This is a genomic window from Delftia sp. PX-1 (assembly GCF_055797465.1).
In genome coordinates this window covers 1,874,593-1,894,327 of the sequence record NZ_CP184763.1, presented here as the reverse complement: position 1 = coordinate 1,894,327, position 19,735 = coordinate 1,874,593, and the positions used below count along the sequence as shown (strand labels likewise).

The window sequence follows — 19,735 nt, the reverse complement described above, 5'->3', positions numbered from 1 at the left end:
AGTGAATGTGAAACGCCGTTTTCTGACCGCCGCAGCCGCAGGCCTGTGCCTGTCCGCCGTGATGCCCGCCGCCCATGCGCAGGCTCCCGAGGCCAACTGGCCCAGCAAGCCCATCCGCTGGATCGTGCCCTTCCCGCCGGGCGGCGCCATGGACGCCATCGCGCGCACCCTGGGCGAGAAGGCCGGCCGCACGCTGGGCCAGCCCTTCGTGATCGAGAACCGTCCCGGCGCCGGCGGCAACATCGGCGCCGACTTCGTGGCCAAGCAGCCCGGCGACGGCTACACGCTGATGATCACCTCCATCGGCATGGCCACCAACAAGCCGCTGTACCGCAAGCTCAGCTACGACCCGATCAAGGACTTCGCCCCCGTGGGCGTGCTGGCCGTGGTGCCCAACATCCTGGTCACCAACTCCACCCAGCCCAACGTCAAGAGCGTGGCCGACGTGGTGGCCGCCGCCAAGGCCTCGCCCGGCAAGCTGACCTATGCCTCGGCCGGCAACGGCACCTCCATCCACCTGGCGGGCGAAGTGTTCAACTCGCTGGCCGGCGTGGACATCCTGCACATCCCCTACAAGGGATCGGGCCCGGCCGTCTCCGACCTGCTGGGCGGACAGGTCAACTACATGTTCGACTCCATCACATCGGCGCGCCCGCACATCCAGTCGGGCAAGCTGCGCGCCCTGGCCGTGACCACGGCCAAGCGCTCGTCCAGCATGCCCGACGTGCCCACCATGGAAGAGGCCGGCATCAAGGGCTACGAGGTCTCGCCCTGGTTCGCCGTCTTCATGCCCGCCAGCACGCCGCCAGCCATCGTCAAGAAGCTCAACCAGGTCTTCGTGGCAGAGATGAAGCAGCCCGACGTGCTCGAACGCTTCAAGGCCATCGGCGCCGAAGTCGTGGGCTCCACGCCCGAGGAAGCGGCCAGGCACCTGCAGGCCGAGTCCGTGCGCTGGACCAAGGTGATCACGGAGCGCAACATCAGCATGGACTGAGCGCTTCTCTTTTCCAGGACATCCCATAAAACCACGAGGAGACAAACATGTCCGAACTGTCCCAGGACCAGCTGCTGAATCTGGTCAACAGCAAGCAGATCGCCCCTGGCAACGACCGCGTGCGGGCGCTGACCCAGCGCATCGTCAGCGATCTGTTCCAGACCATCGACGAGATGGATGTCACGCCCGACGAGTTCTGGGCCGCCGTGGACTGGCTGGGCCGCCTGGGGAGCAGCGGCCAGCTGGGCCTGATCACGGCAGGCCTGGGCTTCGACCGGCTGCTGGACATCCGCAGCGACGAGGCCGATGCGCGTGCCGGCCGTGCGGGCGGCACGCCGCGCGCCATCGAAGGCCCGCTGTTCGTGGCCGGTGCACCGCTGTCGCAAGCGGAGGCGCGCCTGGACGAGGGCGAACCCCAGGGCGAGGTCTTCGTGATGGAAGGACGGGTGCTGGATCTTGACGGCCGGCCTCTGCCGCATGCGCTCATCGATGTCTGGCATGCCAATGTCCAGGGCGGCTACTCGCACTTCTTCCCGGGCATGAAGCCCTACGAGCTGCGCCGCCGCATAGAAGCCGACGACCAGGGCCGCTACCGCTTTCGCAGCTATGTGCCGCCCGGCTACTCCATACCGCCGAACAGCCCCACCTCGGAACTGTTCGACGCGCTGGGACGCCACGGCCATCGTCCCGCCCACATCCACTTCCTCGTGGTTGCACCCGGCATGCGCACGCTGACCACCCAGGTCAACCTGCCCGGCGATACCTACCTGGACGACGACTTCGCCTTCGCCACGCGTGACGGCCTGATCGTCGAGCTGGAGCGCGGCGTGTCGCCGGCCGGCTATGAGTCGCTGGGCGTGAACGCGCCTTTCGTCCGCACGCGCTTCGACTTCGTGCTGCAGCCCGCAGTCAGCGAAGGCGAGTCCTTGCCGCTGACACGCATGGAGCGTGTGCGCGCCTGAGGCGCCTCCACCTTCCGGGGCCTTCCGGCCTGCCATTTTTTCGATTCTTCCGTTCCACAGCAGGCCGCCCCTTGGAGTGCGGCCTGCTTCACCGTATCCGCTTCCCACACCATGTCCAGCCTGCATCGCATCGCCGCAACCCTGCTGACCGCCACCGTGGCCCTCGTGCCCGCCCTGGGACACGCCCAGGCTCCGGCAGCCTTTCCTTCCAAGCCGGTGAACATCGTCGTGCCCTACGCGGCCGGCGGCCCCGTGGACAACCTGGCACGCGCGCTGGCCACGCGCCTGAACAAGGTCTGGTCGCAACCCGTGGTCATCCTCAACCGCACAGGCGCCAACGAGATCATCGGGGCCGAGTACGTGGCCAAGAGCGCACCCGACGGCTACACGCTGTTCGCCGCGACCGAAGCGTCGCTGACCATGAACCCGCACCTGTACAGGAAGCTGCCCTACAACCCGCAAAAGGACTTCGCCCCCATCTCCCGCCTGATCAGCGTGCCCATGGTCTTCTTCGTGCCCCAGAGCTCCAAGGCCGGCACGCTGCAGGAGTTCATCGCTCAGGCACGCCAGGCAGGCAAGACCAAACCGCTGACCTATGGCTCATCGGGCGCGGGCGGCATCGTGCACCTGCCGCTGGCCATGTTCGCCAAGCAGGAAGGGCTGGAGATGGTGCACGTGCCCTACAAGGGCGCCGCACCGCTGATCCCCGAAGTCATCGCCGGCCAGATCGACGCAGCGGTGCTGGGCGTGTCGGTGATCGAGCAGCACATCAAGTCGGGCAAGCTCAAGGCCCTGGCCGTGTCCTCGGAGACACGCAGCATCGCCCTGCCGGATGTGCCCACCTTCAAGGAAGCCGGGGTGCGCGACATCCAGGCTGTCTTCAACATCGGCCTGCTGGCACCGGCTGGAACGCCGGCGCCCCTGGTGGAGAAGATCGCCGCCGATGTGCGCCGCGTGCTGCTGGAGCCCGAATTCCGCAAGACCCAGGTGGACGCGTTCTCTTACGTGGCCGTGGCCTCCAGCCCCGCCGAATACCGCGACTTCCTGGCGCGCGACTACCAGGTGCAGGGCGAGCGCGTGCGCACCTCGGGCGCCTCGCTGGACTGATCCGGACGGGGTCCGTTCAGCTCTGGACTGCGGTGCGCTTGGCAACCACGTGCACCGCAGCCGCAGGCCTGCGCCCCCAGTTCATCAGCGCCGTGCCGGCCACGGCCATGCCGCCGCCCAGCACGATGCTGGCATCGATGCTCTCGCCCAGCCACAGCGCCGACAGCGCCACGCCGATCACGGGCACCAGGGTGATGTAGCCCGAGGCCGCGCCCGCGCCCAGCGCCTTGACGCCGTCGAAGTACCAGGCATAGGCAAGCGCCGTGGCGCCGAAGGCCAGGAAGGCCAGCGCGCTCCAGGCGGTTGCGTTGCCAAGCACGGCAGCCTGCAGGCCGGCCGGCCCTTCCACAACCAGGCTGGCCACCACCAGCATGGCCGCGCCCATGGTCGAGGTCACGGCCGTGGCCGACAGCGCATCCACGCCCGTGAGCAGCCAGCGGCCGATCAGGGTGTAGCTCACCCAGCACACCACGCAGCCCAGGATCAGCAGCTCGCCCGCGCCCACCGATCCCTGCAGCAGCGCCAGCGGCTGGCCGTGCGAGATCACCACCACGGCGCCGCAGGCCGCCAGCGCCATGCCCAGGGCAATGGTGCGGTTGAGCCGCTCGCCGAACAGCCAGACCGCCAGCGCCAGCGTGAGCACGGGGTTGAGCGTGATCACCAGGGCCGCCTTGCCGGCCGGCACATGCTGCAGCCCCATGAGGAAGAAGGCCGCATAGCCGAACACGCCGGTGGCGCCGGCGGCCGCCATGCCCAGCCAGCGTTTGGCACTCCATTGCCGCAGGCCAGCCATGCCACCGGCCCAGTACAGCCACGGCAGCAGCACGGCGGCGGCCAGCAGGAAGCGCAGGCTGGCGGCGGCCAGCGGCGGCATGTTCTGTGCCACCACGCGGCCCGCAGGCCAGGAAGCGCCCCACAGCAGGGCCATGCCGACAAGCCGCAGGTGGGGACCGAAGAAGCGTTGAAAATTCATGGCGCGTACTATGTGCTCATATCGATTCATAGACAAATGAGCGAATGCTCATGACCTGGACAACGTGATCCCATGACCTTCACCCAGCTCGAAGTGTTCGCGGCACTGGCCCGCGCCGGCAGTTTCTCGCGCGCGGCCGCGCTGCTGGGCATTACCCAGAGCGCCGTCAGCCATGCCCTGCGCGCGCTGGAAGGCGAGCTGCAGGTGCAGTTGGTGCGCCGCGAAGGCCCCCACTCCCCGCTGACCGACGCAGGCACGCGGCTGCTGCAGCGCGCCAACGACATCCTCCAGCAAAAGGAGGCCTTGCGGCAGGAGGCCGATGCCGAGCGCGGCATGGCGCGCGGCACGCTGCGCGTGGCCTCGTTCGGCGCCACGTCCTCGCTGCGTCTGCTGCCCCCGCTGATCACCGAATACCGCCGCCGCCAGCCCGCCGTGCTGGTGCAGATCGACGAGCAAAACGACGACACCGTGGTCAAGTGGCTGCTGGAGCGGCGCGTGGAGATCGGCTTCGTCGTGCTGCCCGACGAGCGCTTCGAGACCGTGCCCCTGGTGGAAGACGAACTGGTGGCGCTGCTGCCCGCCGCGCACCGGCTGGCGGCCCAGCGCAGCATCCGCGCCGCCGACCTGCAGGGCGAGGCCTTTGTGCGCACCTCGGCCGGGTCGGGCGCGCACATCGACCGCTTCCTGGCCGAGGCCGGCGCCCAGCCTGCGGCCATCTACCACTTCGAGCAGATGTCCTCCATGCAGGGCTTCGTGGCCCAGGGCCACGCCATTGCCATTGCCGCGCGCCTGGCCGTGCCCGAGCAGGCGCCCGAAGGCATGGTCTACCGCAGCCTCTCGCCCCGCCAGCGCCGCGTCACCGGCCTGGCCGTGCGCAGCATGGAACGGCTGTCGCCGGCCGCTGCCGGCTTTGTGGAGCTGGCGCGGGAGATGGCCAGGAAGAAGCAGTTTGGCTAAGCCTGCGCCGCCGACGGCAAGGTCAGCGGATGCAGCACCAGCGCCTCGCGCACGATGGGCTTGAGCGCCTGGGCCTCGTCGGGACTGGCCAGCACGCGGGCCAGTTCAGCGCGCATGCGGGGCTCCCAGAATTTGCGGATGTGTTCGGCGATGCCCTGCAGGGCATCGTCACGCTCGGGCATGGCCTCGAAGAACTCGCCGATGCGGTTGGCCATGCGGACCAGGTTCGCGCTGTCCATCACTTGCCTCCCGCCACGGCCATGCTGCCTGCCTGCGCGGCTTGCAACAGGCCGATCTGCTCTTCATGCATGCGCGCAAAGCCGCGCTGCCAGTCGGACGGCTGGGCGTGCTGGGGGACGGGCAGCACCTGCACGGCCGTGACCTTGTATTCGGGGCAGTTGGTGGCCCAGTCGGAGCTGTCGGTGGTGATGACGTTGGCGCCCGATTCGGGAAAGTGGAAGGTGGTGTAGACCACGCCGGGCTGTATGCGCTCGGTGACGGTGGCGCGCAGCACGGTCTCGCCCGCACGGCTGGCGATGCCGACCCAGTCGCCATCGCGTATGCCGCGGTCCTCGGCGTCATGCGGATGGATTTCCAGCCGGTCCTCGCTGTGCCAGTGGCTGTTGTGCGTGCGCCGGGTCTGGGCGCCCACGTTGTACTGCGACAGGATGCGGCCCGTGGTCAGCAGCAGCGGAAAGCGCTGGGTGACCTTCTCGTCGGTGGCCACGTACTGGGTGATGATGAAGCGGCCCTTGCCGCGCACGAAGCGGTCCCTGTGCATGATGGGAGTGCCGGCCTCTTCGGTGCTGTCATTGCAGGGCCATTGCACGCTGCCCAGCCGGTCGATCTTGTCGTAGTTCACGCCCGCGAAGCTGGGCGTGAGCGCGGCGATCTCGGCCATGATCTCGCTCGGGTGCGTGTAGTGCATGGCGTAGCCCAGCGCATTGGCCAGCAGCTGGGTGACCTCCCAATCGGCATGGCCGGCCAGCGGCGCCATGACCTTGCGCACGCGCGAGATGCGGCGCTCGGCATTGGTGAAGGTGCCGTCCTTTTCTAGGAAGGAGGCGCCCGGCAGGAAGACATGGGCGTACTTGGCGGTTTCGTTGAGGAAGATGTCCTGCACCACCACGCATTCCATGGCCGAGAGCGCGGCCGTCACATGCTGGGTGTTGGGGTCGGACTGCACGATGTCCTCGCCCTCGCAGTACAGGCCCATGAAGCTGCCGGCCAGGGCCGCCTCGAACATGTTGGGAATGCGCAGGCCGGGCTCGGGGCTGAGCGCCACGCCCCAGGCCCCCTCGAACTCGGCGCGCACCGTGCTGTCCGAGATGTGGCGGTAGCCGGGCAGCTCATGCGGGAAGGAACCCATGTCGCAGGAGCCCTGCACGTTGTTCTGGCCGCGCAGCGGGTTCACGCCCACGCCCTCGCGGCCCACGTTGCCCGTGGCCATGGCCAGGTTGGCAATGCCCATGACCATGGTCGAGCCCTGCGCATGCTCGGTCACGCCCAGGCCGTAGTAGATGGCCGCGTTGACGGGGCGGCCCGCTGGGTGGTCCTCGGCGCCCAGCGCATACAGGCGCGCGGCGCCGCGCACGAGTTCGGGAGCGACCCCGGTGACCTCGGCCATGGCCTCGGGCGAGTTCTCGGGCCGGGCCACGAATTCCTTCCACTGCGCGAAGGACTTGGCATCGCAGCGCTCGGCGATGTAGCCCTCGGCCAGCCAGCCTTCGGTGACGATGACATGGGCCAGCGAGGTGATCATGGCCACGTTGGTGCCGGGCCGCAGTTGCAGGTGGTAGTCGGCGCGGATGTGGGGCGACTTGACGAGCTCGATCTCGCGCGGGTCGATGACGATGAGCTTGGCGCCCGCACGCCGGCCGTCGCCGCGCAGGCGCTTTTTCATGCGCGAGCCGAACACCGGGTGCGCGGCCGTGGGATTGGCGCCGATGACCATGACCACGTCCGTGTGCTCGATGGACTTGAAGGTCTGCGTGCCGGCCGAGGTGCCATAGGTCTGGCCCAGGCCGTAGCCCGTGGGCGAGTGGCACACGCGCGCGCAGGTATCGACGTTGTTGTTGCCGAAGGCCGTGCGCACCAGCTTTTGCACCAGGTAGGCCTCTTCGTTGGTGCAGCGCGAGGAGGTGATGCCGCCAATGGAATCCTTGCCGTGCTTGGCCTGGATGCGGCGGAACTCGCTGGCCGTGTGGGCAATGGCCTCTTCCCAGCTCACTTCGCGCCAGGGGTCGGTGATCTTCGCGCGGACCATGGGCCGGGTGATGCGGTCCTTGTGCGTGGCATAGCCCCAGGCAAAGCGGCCCTTGACGCAGGCATGGCCCTCGTTGGCCTGGCCGTCCTTCCAGGGCACCATGCGCACGACCTGCTCGCCCTTCATCTCGGCCTTGAAGCCGCAGCCCACGCCGCAGTAGGCGCAGGTGGTGATGGCACTGTGCCCGGCCTGGCCCAGCTCGGTCACGGTCTTTTCCTGCAGCGTGGCCGTGGGGCAGGCCTGCACGCAGGCGCCGCAGCTGACGCAGTCGCTGTCCATGAAGCTGCCGCCCTGCCCCGCCGTGACGCGCGATTCGAACCCTCGGCCCGAGATAGTCAGCGCAAAGGTGCCCTGCGTCTCCTCGCAGGCGCGCACGCAGCGGTTGCAGACGATGCACTTGCTGGGGTCGTAGCTGAAGTACGGGTTGGAGTCATCGACCTCGGCGCGCGCCTGGCCCTTGAAATGGTTGGCGCCGTCGAAGCCGTAGCGCACCTCGCGCAGGCCCACGGTGCCGGCCATGTCCTGCAGTTCGCAGTCGCCGTTGGCGCTGCAGGTCAGGCAGTCCAGCGGATGGTCGGAGATGTACAGCTCCATCACGCCGCGGCGCAGCTCCTGCAGTTGCGGGCTTTGCGTGCGCACCTTCATGCCCGGCTCGGCCGGCGTGGTGCACGAGGCCGGAAAGCCCTTGCGGCCTTCGATCTGCACCAGGCACAGGCGGCAGGAGCCGAAGGGCTCCAGGCTGTCGGTGGCGCACAGCTTGGGCACGCTGACGCCGCCTTCCATGGCAGCGCGCATCAGCGAGGTGCCCTCGGGAACGCAGACCTCGCGTCCGTCGATCTCCAGGGTGATCAGGCGTTCGGACGGGCTGGCGGGCGTGCCCCAGTCGGCTTGCTTCAAATGGTCGAGCATGGTGTTCTCCGGTCAGGCAGCCGTTGCGGCCGTGGTGGACTCGATGCCGAAGTCCTGGGGGTAGTGGTTCAGCGCCGAGCGCACGGGATACGGCGTCATCCCGCCCATGGCGCACATGGAGCCGTGCTGCATGGTGTCGCACAGGTTCTCCAGCAGGGCCACCTGGCCGGCGTGGGCGGCAGGGTCGGCGCCGGCGCGCACGATGCGGTCGATGACCTCCACGCCGCGCGTGGAGCCGATGCGGCAGGGCGTGCACTTGCCGCAGGACTCGATGGCGCAGAACTCCATGGCATAGCGCGCCAGCTGCGCCATGTCGGCCGTGTCGTCGTGCACGACGATGCCGCCGTGTCCCACCACGTTGCCCTTGGCGGCATAGGCCTCGTAGTCCAGCGGCGCATCCCAATCGGGCGGAGCCACATAGCTGCCCAGCGGGCCGCCTACCTGCACGGCCTTGATGGCGCGGCCGGTGGCCGTGCCGCCGCCGAAGTCTTCCACCAGCTCGCGCAGGCTCAGGCCGAAGGCCTTTTCCACCAGGCCGCCGCGCGCAATGTTGCCGGCCAGCTGGAACGGCAGCGTGCCGCGCGAGCGGCCCATGCCGAAGCCCTGGTAGAAGGCCGCGCCGCGCGCCAGGATCAGCGGCACCGTGGCCAGCGTGATCACGTTGTTGATCACCGTGGGCCGGCCCCACAGCCCCGCTATGGCCGGCAGCGGCGGCTTGGCGCGCACAATGCCGCGCCGCCCCTCGATGCTCTCCAGCATGGCCGTTTCCTCGCCGCAGACATAGCTGCCCGCGCCCTTGCGCACCTCCATGTGGAAGGCCCGCCCGCTGCCGGCCACGTTGCGGCCCAGCCAGCCTGCGGCCTCGGCACGCGCAATGGCTTCGCGCAGGGTGGCGATGGCATGCGGATACTCGCTGCGCACATAGACCAGGCCCTGCGTGGCGCCCACGGCCAGGCCAGCGATGGCCATGCCTTCGATCAGCGTGTAGGGATCGCCCTCCATCAGCAGCCGGTCGGCGAAGGTGCCCGAGTCGCCCTCGTCGGCATTGCAGGCAATGTACTTTTGCGGCCCCGCTGCGGCGGCCACGGTCTTCCACTTGATGCCGGCCGGAAACGCCGCACCGCCACGGCCGCGCAGGCCCGAATCCAGCACCTCCTGCACGATGGCCGCGGGCTCCATGCGCGCCGCGCGCTCCAGCCCCTGCCAGCCGCCATGGGATGCGTAGTCGGACAGGTCCAGCGGGTCGATGACGCCCACGCGCGCAAAGGTCAGGCGCTCCTGGCGCGCCAGGTAGGCAATGGCCTCGGTCAGTCCATGGCACAGCGCATGGCTGCCGCCCTGCAGCATTCCGGCATCGATCAGGCCCGGCACCGCATCGGCCGTGACCGGGCCGTAGGCCACGCGGCCTTCGGGCGTCTCGACTTCCACCAGGGTTTCCAGCCACAGCAGGCCGCGCGAGCCGTTGCGCACGATCTGCACCTGAAGGCCGCGCGCCGCGCACTCGCGCTGCAAGGCGCCGGCCACGGCGTCAGCGCCCAAGGCCAGCGCGGCGGCATCGCGGGGCACATAGACGCGCACGCCGGGGCCTGCCCCTGCCCCTGCCCCTGCCCCTGTCCCTGTCCCTGTCCCTGTCCCTGCATGCGCAGGCTGGGCCACCGGCTCGCCGGCCTGCTCCGGCTGGCGGCATTGCGCGATGAGTGCATCCAGGCCGTTGGCCGTGACATGCGCATGGGGCCGGCCATCGAGCATCACGGCAGGCGATGACGCGCACAGGCCCAGGCAGTAGACCGGCTCCAGCGTGACGGCGCCATCGGCACTGGTTGCATGCCCATGCCCATGCCCACTCGATCCGCAGCCCAGCGCCTGGCCTGCGTGGGCCAGCAGCGCGTCGGCACCGCGCGACTGGCAGGCCTCGGCGCGGCAGACCTGCAGCACATGGCGGCCCGCTGGCGTGCTGCGGAAATGGGGGTAGTAGGAGATGACGCCATGCACCTCGGCACGCGAGAGGTTCAGCGCATCGGCGATGCGCGGCACGGCGGCTTCGGGGATATGGCCCAGCATGTCCTGCACGTCGTGCAGCAACTCGATCAGGGGGCCGGGGCGCCGGGCGTGGACGGCAATGGCGTGCTCGACGGCCTCGCGCTCATGGGCGCCGAGTGCGCTGCCGGCAACAGCGGCATTGAGGACGGCAATGGGAATGATCTTCCCTTGTGTGGCTGGCATGGGTGTCCCTGCTGGCTTTCGTTGTGGGGAGCGGCGCGGTCCGGTCCGCTGGCGCTTTGTCTCTGATGCCCATTTCAAGCCTTGCCGGGCAAGCCGTCAAATTCAAACGGATGATTGCGCCATTCAATCGGCAAATGAGCCGCCGGGCAGTGCTGCGCCTGCTGCCCGGGCCTTGCGGATGCCGCAGCCAGCGCGGGTTTGCGCCACTTGGCAAATGCGCCCGGCTTGTCGCAAATCACACGGTATTTGGTGTGAATTTTGATAAGCTCACGCGCACCATGAACCACCAGCCATCAGCCATGACGCCACAGGATGGCTATCATTTTTCAGACCAGATCGGCCACCTGCTGCGGCGTGTCTATCAGCGCCACACTGCACTCTTCCAGCAATACATTCCCGACTCGCAGCTCACCGCCGCGCAATTCGTGGTGCTGTGCTCCGTGCGCGACAACAGCGGCAGCTCGCTGGCCGACATCGTCAAAGCCACCGTGATCGACCAGGCCACCATCCGCGGCGTGGTGGACCGGCTCAAGCAGCGCGAACTGGTGCAGGTGGACCATGACCGCATCGACCGCCGCAAGGTCGTCATCAACCTCACCGAGGCCGGCCAGGACCTGGTGCGCGACATGGAGCCCTTCGCCAAGCAGATCACCGAAAGCACCTACGGCAAGCTCAATCCGGCCGAGCGCCTGGCGCTGGATTTTTTGCTCAAGAAGATGCTGGAAGGTGGCGAGGCCGACTGAGCCCTTGCAGCCTCCCCAAAAAAAAGGCCAGAAGGACAAATCCTTCTGGCCTTTTTGCTGAGCCGACCTTTCAGTCAGCTCAGGCCGTCATCAATCCAGCGCCCGGTTGCGCGATTCCACATCCACGGCCCAGATCGACAGGGCACCGCCCACCAGCATGGCGGACAGCACGGCCAGGGCCAGTGTGAAGTGGGTGGCCATGATAGGCGCAATGATGGCCGGGGCGAACAGGCCGCCGAAGCGCGCCACGGCGCCGGCCATGCCCATGCCGCTGGCACGCAGGTCGGTGGGGTAGACCTCGGGGGTGAACGCATACAGCGCGCCCCAGGTGCCCAGCAGCGAGAAGCTCATCAGCAGGGTGGAGCCGATGACCACGAAGGGCGACGAGCCCAGGCTGTAGAACATGCAGCCGACGGCGCTGAGCAGCAAAAAGCCGATCAGCGTGGGCTTGCGGCCCCAGCGCTCCACGCCATAGGCCGACAGCGCAAAGCCGGGCAGTTGCACCAGGGCCAGCACCACCAGGAAGACCTGGCCGCGCATGAAGGCGAAGCCCTCGCTGCTGAGCTTGACGGGCAGGTAGACGAAGACACCGTAGTAGGCGATGGAGATCAGCGCCCAGGCCAGGAACAGCGAGAGGCTGCGGCGGCGCAGGCCGCCGTTGAACAGCGCGAGGATGGACTTGCGCTCCTGCTTTTCAGGCTGCAGCGCGGGGATTTCCGCCGTGGTGCCGTTGACCTTGGCCACCCGCTGCAGCACCTTGCGGGCCTCTTCGGACTTGCCGTTGCGGTTGAGGAACATGGGCGACTCGGGGATGTAGAAGCGCAGCACCACGCCGATCAGCGCCGGCAGTCCGGTCACGAAGAAGATCACGCGCCAGGCATCGTCACCCCAGGACACGGCCACCAGCGCCAGGATGGCCAGGAAGATGGTGCCCACGGCCCAGAACGATTCCAGCAGCACCAGCCAGCGGCCGCGGCGGTCGCTGGGCAGGAACTCGGCCATCATGGTGTAGTCCACGGGCAGCGTGCCGCCCACGCCGATGCCGGTGATGAAGCGCAGCACCAGCAGCCAGGCGAACTCGGGCGCAAAGGCCGAGGCCACGCCCGCGAAGGCATCGATCACCACGGCCATCATCAGCACCGGGCGGCGCCCGATGCGGTCGGCCAGGCGGCCGAAGACGAAGGCACCGATCAGCATGCCGATGAAGAAGAAGGTGCCGGTCTGCAGCGCCTCGGGCACGGTCTTGCCGAAGGTCTTGGCAATGGACGGCGCGCTGAAGCCGATGGACAGCACCTGCATGGCGTCGGCCAGCCAGACCAGCCCGAAGATGACGAACAGCCGATATTGGAACTTGCCGACACCCGCTGTCTGGATGCCTTTTTCCACCGAAATGTATGTAGATGACATGCAGGGACTCCTTTTCTAGCCATCGCAATTGTTGAATCTGTCTTTTCCCAGGCAAGGCCGTTCAGCTTGTGTTGCCGTCTCCTGCCGTGCCTTCCACCCTTCACACATCCGGAGCGAACCGCTCCCTCGGCGCCATCTCCATGGCCCGATGAAAAAATTCAGGATGTCGGTCTCTGCATCCGGGCGATGGGCGCATTGCGGACAGGCTGCACATCGACAGCGCCGTCCGTTGTTGCCCATCACCCGTCCCCAGCATCAGATGTCAGGACCCAGGCCCTGGAGAGATTCCAGGGCAAGGTGTCCATATCCGCGGCATCGCCCATGCCGCCGCCCATTGCTGCCCATTGCCGCCCTCAGTGCGCATGCGCCTGTGCCTGCATGCGCAGCCGGTTAATCGTCTTCGTGTCGTCTGGCCAAGCTTTTTCCTCCGGTGCAAATCGTTCGCGCAAATATCCGAGCAGGTCCGCGATCTGCCTGTCGTCCAGGCTGTCCCCGAAGCCGGGCATGTAGCCCAGCGCATCGTCGGCCGGCGCCTGTATGCCGTTCAGGATCACCTGGACCAGGTTGTCGGGGCTGGCCGCATGCAGGTTGGTGTTCAGGGCCAGCAGCGGCTTGACGCCGAACAATGTGGGACCGCTGCCCGCCTCATGGCAGACGGCGCAGGCGTTCTGGTAGATGCGTTCGCCATTGGCGTGGCGGTCCAGGGCCCTGGCAGGTGGCGCCGCAGGCGCCGCCGCCTGCACGGCGGCCGGCGCCGGTGCCGGCATGGCCGGGGCGGCCTGGGCGGCCTGGGCGGCCTGTGGTGCCTGTGGGGCCTGGCCCGGCAACTCCATCAGATAGGTGGCCATGGCGCGCACATCGGCTTCGGGCAACTGGGCCAGGCCGTGGATGACGGGCGCCATGGGGCCGGCCGCCACGCCGTGGCGGGCCGAGAAGCCGGTGCGCAGGTACTGGTATAGCTCTTCGCGGCTCCAGGGCAGCTTGCCGCCGGCCAGTTGATTGAGCGCGGGCGCCGTCCAGCCTTCGGCCTCGCCGCCGCCCAGGTAGTGGATGCCGGTCTTTTCGGCACCCAGCGCATTGCGCGGCGAGTGGCAGGCCGCGCAGTGGCCCGCGCCTTCGACCAGGTAGGCGCCCCGGTTCCATTCGGCGCTGCGCGCGGGGTCGGCCTTGAAGGGCGTGGCGTCGTGGAACAGCAGGTTCCAGCCCGCCATGGCCGGGCGCAGGTTGTAGGGGAAGGCCAGCTGCGTCTCGGGCGCCTTGGCCTTCACGGCAGGCTGGGACATCAGGTAGCCGTAGAGGGCCTGCAGGTCGCCATCGCTGAGCTTGGCGAAGGCCGTGTACGGGAAGGCCGGGTACAGCTGCCTGCCATCCTGGTGGATGCCGTGGCGCATGGCGCGCTCGAAGGCCGCGTAGGACCAGCGGCCGATGCCGGTTTCGTTGTCGGGTGTGATGTTGGTGGAGTAGATGGTGCCGAACGGCGTCTCCAGCCCGAAGCCGCCGGCATTGGCCGCGCCGCCCGGGGCCGTGTGGCAGACCACGCAGTCGCCCGCAGCCGCCACCAGGCGGCCGCGCTCCAGGGCCTGCGGCGAGTACAGGGAAACGTCGGGCCCGTCGGTCAGCGGCAGGGCCGGCTTCAGCGGCCAGGCCATGGCGGCCATGCCGGCAAGGCCTGCGGCGCCTGCGGCCAGCCAGCCCCAGCCACGGCCGGGCCGCGCCGCACCGGGCTTGCCGGCACCCTCGCCCGCCAGGGCCAGGCGCAGCTGCTCGGGCTGGAAGGGCACTTCGCGCAGGCGCACGCCTGTCGCATGGTGAATGGCGTTGGCAATGGCGGCGGCGGCGGGCAGCGTGGCCACGCCATCCAGCGCCAGATTGCCCTGGCGGATGACCGCGACATCGCCGGGCACATGTTGCGCCAGGTCGGAGCCGGGCTTGGCGATCACATCGAAAGAAGCAGCGGAGGCTGTGGCCCCTGCCCAGTCGTCAAAAGCGGGCGCCGTGCCCAGCAGCCGGCGCGCATCGGCCAGCAGTTGCGGGTCCTGCTGGACGATCTCGGGCCGCGTGCTGGCGGCCTGCGCCGCTTGCATGCTGCGGCTGTCATGGCCGGCCACGACGCGGGTCACTTCGATCTCGCCCGTTTGCGGGTGCACGGCCACCTCGGCCACCCAGGCGCTCCAGGCATGGAGGTCGGCGCCCTGCGCATCCAGGGTCTGCAGCTGGGCGGTGGCAAAGCCCCGGCCCAGCAGGCGGCCGTCGGCCCCCTGGTGGGATGGCGCCTGCTGCGACGCCTGCGCACGCTCGGCCACCTGCCGGGCCAGATCGCGCACCGGGCCTTCGGGCAGGTGCTGCAGCCGCCATTGCAGCGGGTCACGGCCCTGGTCCAGCGCCTGCTCATGCCAGTGGCTTTCGCGGGCAAAGACCTGGGCGGCATTCAGATCATCGACGCCGGCATGCCGCAGGCCGGCGGCCAGCCTGCGTTCATGCACTTCGCCGGCATCGAGCACGGTGGCCAGGGCCGCGGCGCGCGCCAGCTCGGGCTGGCTCAACAGGCGTGCCATGCTGGGGCGCACGGCCCAGGGCGTGTCGGACAGCAGCAGGTCTGGCTGCGGCGATGCATTGCCCGGCTGAGGCTGCACCGCCGTGTCGGCTTCAAGCCCTTGCGAAGGCCGCGCATGCACGCTCAGCACCAGTTCCCGGCTGTCTGCGCTGCCCGCAGCAGTCCAGGCCTCGCAGGCCACGCTGACAGGCCGGCCCACGGCCTGGGACAGCAGGGCCGCATCGGCCGCTGCGTCCATGAGATCCAGCACATGCGGGGTGACGGCCGCCGTGGCCGGCAGGCTGAACAGCCGCAGCGCGGACTCGGGGCATTGCAGCAATGCGGCCAGTTCGCGGCCGATCATCTGCCGCGCATCCGCGTCACAGGGCGGCAACCAGACGCTGGCATGGCCGTCCAGGCACCACACGGCTGCGCGTGCGGCACCCTCGCAAGACGCGGGCGCCGCCATGCGCCAGACATAGCGGCCGGCATCGGGCAGGTCGGCCTTGCCAGCCTTGTCGGCTCTGTCGGCTCTGTCGGCAGCACGGGGCGCGCTGGCGGCCCTGGCTTCCTGCCGGTCGTCCCAGGCAGGGGCCAGGCCGGCAGCGGCCTGCCGGGCATGGACAGGCGCCACGGCCACCACGCCCAGAAAATGCCCGCGCTGCACCGCGGCCACCACGCCAGCCATGGCCTGGGCGTCCTGCAGCCGTGCATGCAGGGGCACGCTGCCCCGGTAGCGCAGACCGTCCCAGGCCGCGACGGGCGGGCGCAGCGCCAGGCCGTGCAGCAGGTCGGAAGGCAGGGCGGGTGTGTTGCCGGCCGGGCTCATGGCTGGACCTCGCCCGCGCTGGAAGATGGAAAACCGGAGGGTGCCTGCAGCGCGGCGCGTTGCGCACGCAGCTGCACGGCGCGCAGGGCGGCCTGCATGATTTCCACATGCGTGCCGCAGCGGCACAGGTTGTGGTGCAGCTCGTTGCGCAGCTCCTGCTCGGTGGGATTGGGGTTGCGGCGCAGCAGGGCCTCCACGGTCATGATCATGCCGTTGAGGCAGTAGCCGCACTGGGCCGCCTGGCAGTCGATGAAGGCCTGCTGCGTGGGGCCGGGGCACTGGCGCGAGCCCAGGCCTTCCAGCGTGGTGACCTCGCGGCCCACGGCCGCCCGCACGGGGATCACGCAGGAACGCGCGGCCACGCCATCGATCAGCACCGTGCAGGCGCCGCATTCGCCCAGGCCGCAGCCGTACTTGGGCCCGTTCAGCTCCAGGTCATTGCGCAGCACATGCAGCAGCGCCGTCCCGGGCGCTGCCGGCACCTCGCATGCGCGTGCATTGACCTGCAGGCGGATGGGGTGGGGGGTACTGCTTGGATGGACTGGGGTTCCCATGGGACGAGGCTCTTGCAACTTGGCTGCGGTTCAGGATGTCGGCGTTCTGCGGCCGGACAGGAGGGGGAGATTCCCTCCCCTCGTCCGGCAAGGCAGCGAGTATCAGGCCGCTGCCTTGACCTTGGGCTCGACCAGGGGCACGTTGAACACGTCGTAGCCGAAGCACCAGGACGGATCTTCGTTGGTGCGCAGCCAGGTGTTGTCGTGCGAGATGCGCTGCACCTTGCTGGCGCGCTCGGCACGGTTGGCTTCGTACAGGGCGAAGGCCAGCTCATGGTTGTGCGCGCCGACTTCCTTGAGGCAGCGCGCCAGCATGGCGCCGTCCTCGATGGCCATGGCGGCGCCCTGGGCCATGTGGGGCTTCATGGGGTGGCAGGCATCGCCCAGCAGCACCAGGCGGCCACGGCTCCACAGCGGCAGCGGATCGCGCTCGAGCAGCGACCACTTGGTCACTTCCACGGTGGCGTCGATCAGTGCCTGCACGGTGGGATGCCAGCCCGAGAAGGCCTCGCGCATCTCTTCCTTGCTGCTGGGCAGCCAGCGGTCGTTGAGGTCCCACTTCTCGACGGGCACGCCGGTCACGTAGTACAGCTCGTCGGCCTTGCCGGTGACGAAGTAGGTCATCATGTGGCGGTCATCGCTCCACCACTTCACGCAGGCGTCAAAGGGCAGCATGCCGGCCTTGACTTCGGGCGTGGGAAACACGGCGCGGTGGGCCAGGTAGCCCGCGTACTTGGGCAGCTCGGGGCCCAGCAGTTCCTCGCGGATGCGGGAGTTCACGCCATCGGCGCCGATGACGATGTCCGCCTCCTCGGTCGTGCCGTCGGCAAAGTGCATGACGACCACATTGCCGCGATCCTCCACCTTGGTCAGGAACTTGCCGTAGGCCATCACGCTGTCGGGCAGGGCCTCGACCAGCAGCGCATGGAAGTCGCCACGGTGCACGGTCAGGTAGCTGGCGCCGTATTCCTTGACGGCGTAGTCGCCCAGCGGAATCTGGGCCAGCACGTCGCCCGTCTGCCAGTGGCGGCTGTACCAGTAGTCGGGATGCGAGCCCTGCTCGTTGAGCGCGTCCTCGATGCCGATGCGGCGCAGGATCTTCATCACATTGGGCCCGACGTGGATGCCGGCTCCCAGGCGCGAGAAGCTGGGCGCCTGCTCATAGACGCGGACATTGAAGCCTTCCTGGAGCAGCAGCTTGGCAGCTGCAGCCCCGCCGAGACCGGCGCCGACAACGGCGATTCGAGGGGATTGAGACACAGTTTTCTCCTTGCAGGAATGTTGAAAGCCAGACGGGGCAACCGTTGCTTCGGCGCGTCCTTGCAGGGTGTAGAGCAGGAAGCGTGCCAGGCAACAAAACACTTAATTCAGGTGTATGCGCTTGAATTTTTCAAATCGACGCATGCACCATAGGGCGGCAGAATAAATTGAAGTTCGCCATTTTTGGTGCAATTTCTGCACCAAATAAGTACAAACCCCGAGAAAATTCTCATTTGCAAGGCGGCACGTCTTTTGCAAGAATAAAGCGTACACACTCAGTTGATTCTGATCAGAAACCCTCGAAACTTCGCAAAGGCAAGTCCATGACCAAAACGTTCCGCATCGGCCAGATCGTCCCCAGCTCCAACACCACCATGGAGACCGAGGTGCCGGCCATGCTGCAGGCCCACTCCACGCTGCGCCCGCAGGACCGCTTCACCTTCCACTCCAGCCGCATGCGCATGAAGAAGGTCCAGAAGGAGGAACTGGCCGCCATGGACGCCGAAAGCGACCGCTGCGCGCTGGAGCTGAGCGACGCGCGCGTGGACGTGCTGGGCTATGCCTGCCTGGTGGCCATCATGGCCATGGGCAAGGGCTACCACCGCGTCTCGCAGCAGCGCCTGACCGAGCGCACGGCCAGCAATGGCGCCACCGCCCCGGTGATCACCAGCGCCGGCGCGCTGGTGGAAGCGCTCAAGGTCATGGGCGCCAGGAAGATCGCCCTGGTGGCGCCCTACATGATTCCGCTGACCCAGCTGGTCATGGACTACGTGGCCGCCGAAGGCTTCGAGATCGTGGACTGGCGCGCGCTGGAGATCCCCGACAACCTGGACGTGGGCCGCCACGACCCCGCCAAGCTGCCCGGCATCGTGGCCGGCATGAACTACGCCGACGCCGACGTGATCGTGCTGTCGGCCTGCGTGCAGATGCCATCGCTGCCGGCCGTGGCCCAGGTCGAGGCCCAGACCGGCAAGCCCGTGCTGACCGCCTCCATCGCCACCACCTATGCCATCCTCAAGGAACTGGGGCTGGACCCCGTGGTGCCGGGCGCGGGTGCGCTGCTGTCGGGCGCCTACCCCTACGACACCGGCAACAGCGCAGCCAAGGCCTGAGGAACACACGCATGACCAGCACCTCCAGCACCCCCAGCACCCCCAGCACATTCCGCTACGGCGGCAACGTCCATGCCAACGGCATCCGCCAGCACTACCTGCGCTACGGCGGCGCCGAGGGCGAACGCGCGCAGCGCGACGCCGTCATCCTGATCCCCGGCATCACCAGCCCGGCCGTGACCTGGGGCTTCGTGGCCGAGCACCTGGGCCGCCAGTTCGACACCTATGTGCTGGACGTGCGCGGGCGCGGCCTGTCGTCCTCGGGCCCGGGCCTGGACTACAGCCTCGATGCCCAGGCCGCCGACGTGGCCGCCTTCGCCCAGGCCCTGGGCCTGCAGCGCTGGGCGCTGGTCGGCCACTCCATGGGCGGGCGCATCGCCGTGCGCGCCGCGCGCAGCCAGCCGGTGGGGCTCACGCGCCTGGTCATCGTCGATCCGCCGGTCTCCGGCCCCGGCCGCCGCGCCTACCCGGCCGCCCTGCCCTGGTATGTGGACTCCATCCGCCAGGCCACGCTGGGCATGGATGCCGAGGCCATGCGCGCCTTCTGCCCCACCTGGACCGAAGAGCAGCGCCAGCTGCGCGCCCAGTGGCTGCACACCTGCCACGAGCCGGCCATCGTGCAGAGCTTCGAGGACTTCGGCCGTGACGACATCCATGCCGACCTGCCCCGCATCCAGCACCCGCTGCTGCTGGTCACGGCCGAGCGCGGCGACGTGGTGCGCAGCGAGGACGTGGCCGAGTGGCAAGGCCTGGCACCCCAGACCGAGCATGTGCGCGTGCCCAATGCCGGCCACATGATTCCCTGGGACAACGAGGCCGGGTTCTATTCGGCCCTGGGCGATTTCCTCGGCGCGCGGGTGGACTGAATGTCCAACCGCAGCCCACTCCCATCCATCGCGACACCAA

Annotated in this window: 15 protein-coding genes; 7 read left to right on the top strand and 8 right to left on the bottom strand. The window is 68.5% G+C overall.

The features are described from left to right. The first annotated feature begins 1 nt into the window (after position 1). From ACN20X_RS08680 to ACN20X_RS08670, 3 genes are all read left to right on the top strand, one after another. Complete coding sequence (locus ACN20X_RS08680) at positions 2-994, top strand: Bug family tripartite tricarboxylate transporter substrate binding protein (protein ID WP_046984479.1); 993 nt, start codon at positions 2-4, stop codon at positions 992-994. Between the two features lie 47 nt (positions 995-1,041). Next, on the top strand, positions 1,042-1,956 hold the full coding sequence (locus ACN20X_RS08675) for a dioxygenase family protein (protein WP_473210472.1): 915 nt from the start codon (positions 1,042-1,044) through the stop codon (positions 1,954-1,956). Positions 1,957-2,067: 111 nt separating this feature from the next. After that, positions 2,068-3,063 (top strand): Bug family tripartite tricarboxylate transporter substrate binding protein, encoded by a 996-nt coding sequence (locus ACN20X_RS08670; RefSeq protein WP_012203791.1) that lies wholly within the window; start codon positions 2,068-2,070, stop codon positions 3,061-3,063. 16 nt (positions 3,064-3,079) lie between these two features. Here the strand turns inward: ACN20X_RS08670 and ACN20X_RS08665 are convergent, their stop codons facing one another. Continuing rightward, a complete protein-coding gene (locus ACN20X_RS08665) occupies positions 3,080-4,036 on the bottom strand; it encodes a DMT family transporter (protein ID WP_473210471.1) in 957 nt (318 codons plus the stop codon). Positions 4,037-4,108: 72 nt separating this feature from the next. On the opposite strand from ACN20X_RS08665, the gene ACN20X_RS08660 reads away from it, so the two are divergent. Beyond that, positions 4,109-4,993 (top strand): LysR family transcriptional regulator, encoded by an 885-nt coding sequence (locus ACN20X_RS08660; protein WP_280048043.1) that lies wholly within the window; start codon positions 4,109-4,111, stop codon positions 4,991-4,993. Here ACN20X_RS08660 and ACN20X_RS08655 read toward each other — a convergent pair. From ACN20X_RS08655 to ACN20X_RS08645, 3 genes are read right to left on the bottom strand one after another with little or no spacing between them, the layout of a single operon-like run. Next, complete coding sequence (locus tag ACN20X_RS08655; RefSeq protein WP_126312543.1) at positions 4,990-5,232, bottom strand: formate dehydrogenase subunit delta; 243 nt, start codon at positions 5,230-5,232, stop codon at positions 4,990-4,992. The two genes, ACN20X_RS08660 and ACN20X_RS08655, sit on opposite strands and share 4 nt — an antisense overlap. Next, on the bottom strand, positions 5,232-8,168 hold the full coding sequence (gene fdhF, locus ACN20X_RS08650; protein WP_126312544.1) for a formate dehydrogenase subunit alpha: 2,937 nt from the start codon (positions 8,166-8,168) through the stop codon (positions 5,232-5,234). The genes ACN20X_RS08655 and fdhF overlap by 1 nt, the downstream gene beginning before the upstream one ends. Before the next feature lie 12 nt (positions 8,169-8,180). Beyond that, entirely contained in the window at positions 8,181-10,391 is a 2,211-nt protein-coding gene (locus ACN20X_RS08645; RefSeq protein WP_473210470.1) for a formate dehydrogenase subunit gamma, read from the bottom strand. Positions 10,392-10,690: 299 nt separating this feature from the next. On the opposite strand from ACN20X_RS08645, the gene ACN20X_RS08640 reads away from it, so the two are divergent. After that, positions 10,691-11,134 (top strand): MarR family winged helix-turn-helix transcriptional regulator, encoded by a 444-nt coding sequence (locus ACN20X_RS08640; RefSeq protein ID WP_016449026.1) that lies wholly within the window; start codon positions 10,691-10,693, stop codon positions 11,132-11,134. Between the two features lie 90 nt (positions 11,135-11,224). Here the strand turns inward: ACN20X_RS08640 and ACN20X_RS08635 are convergent, their stop codons facing one another. From ACN20X_RS08635 to ACN20X_RS08620, 4 genes are all read right to left on the bottom strand, one after another. Then, positions 11,225-12,541 (bottom strand): MFS transporter, encoded by a 1,317-nt coding sequence (locus tag ACN20X_RS08635; protein WP_016454172.1) that lies wholly within the window; start codon positions 12,539-12,541, stop codon positions 11,225-11,227. A 353-nt stretch (positions 12,542-12,894) separates the two neighbouring features. Then, positions 12,895-15,903: a c-type cytochrome gene (locus tag ACN20X_RS08630; protein ID WP_473210469.1), complete on the bottom strand. Its 3,009-nt coding sequence runs from the start codon at positions 15,901-15,903 to the stop codon at positions 12,895-12,897. Beyond that, entirely contained in the window at positions 15,900-16,457 is a 558-nt protein-coding gene (locus ACN20X_RS08625; RefSeq protein ID WP_047474625.1) for a (2Fe-2S)-binding protein, read from the bottom strand. Before ACN20X_RS08625 ends, ACN20X_RS08630 begins: the two co-directional genes overlap by 4 nt. A gap of 102 nt (positions 16,458-16,559) precedes the next feature. Then, positions 16,560-17,717, bottom strand: a complete 1,158-nt coding sequence (locus ACN20X_RS08620) for an FAD-dependent monooxygenase (protein WP_016449030.1) — start codon at positions 17,715-17,717, stop codon at positions 16,560-16,562. 323 nt (positions 17,718-18,040) lie between these two features. Here ACN20X_RS08620 and ACN20X_RS08615 point away from each other — a divergent pair, with 323 nt between their 5' ends. Together ACN20X_RS08615 and ACN20X_RS08610 are read left to right on the top strand one after the other, a co-directional pair. Next, complete coding sequence (locus ACN20X_RS08615) at positions 18,041-18,829, top strand: maleate cis-trans isomerase family protein (RefSeq protein ID WP_016449031.1); 789 nt, start codon at positions 18,041-18,043, stop codon at positions 18,827-18,829. Between the two features lie 11 nt (positions 18,830-18,840). Beyond that, complete coding sequence (locus ACN20X_RS08610; protein WP_016449032.1) at positions 18,841-19,695, top strand: alpha/beta fold hydrolase; 855 nt, start codon at positions 18,841-18,843, stop codon at positions 19,693-19,695. Positions 19,696-19,735 lie beyond the last annotated feature (40 nt).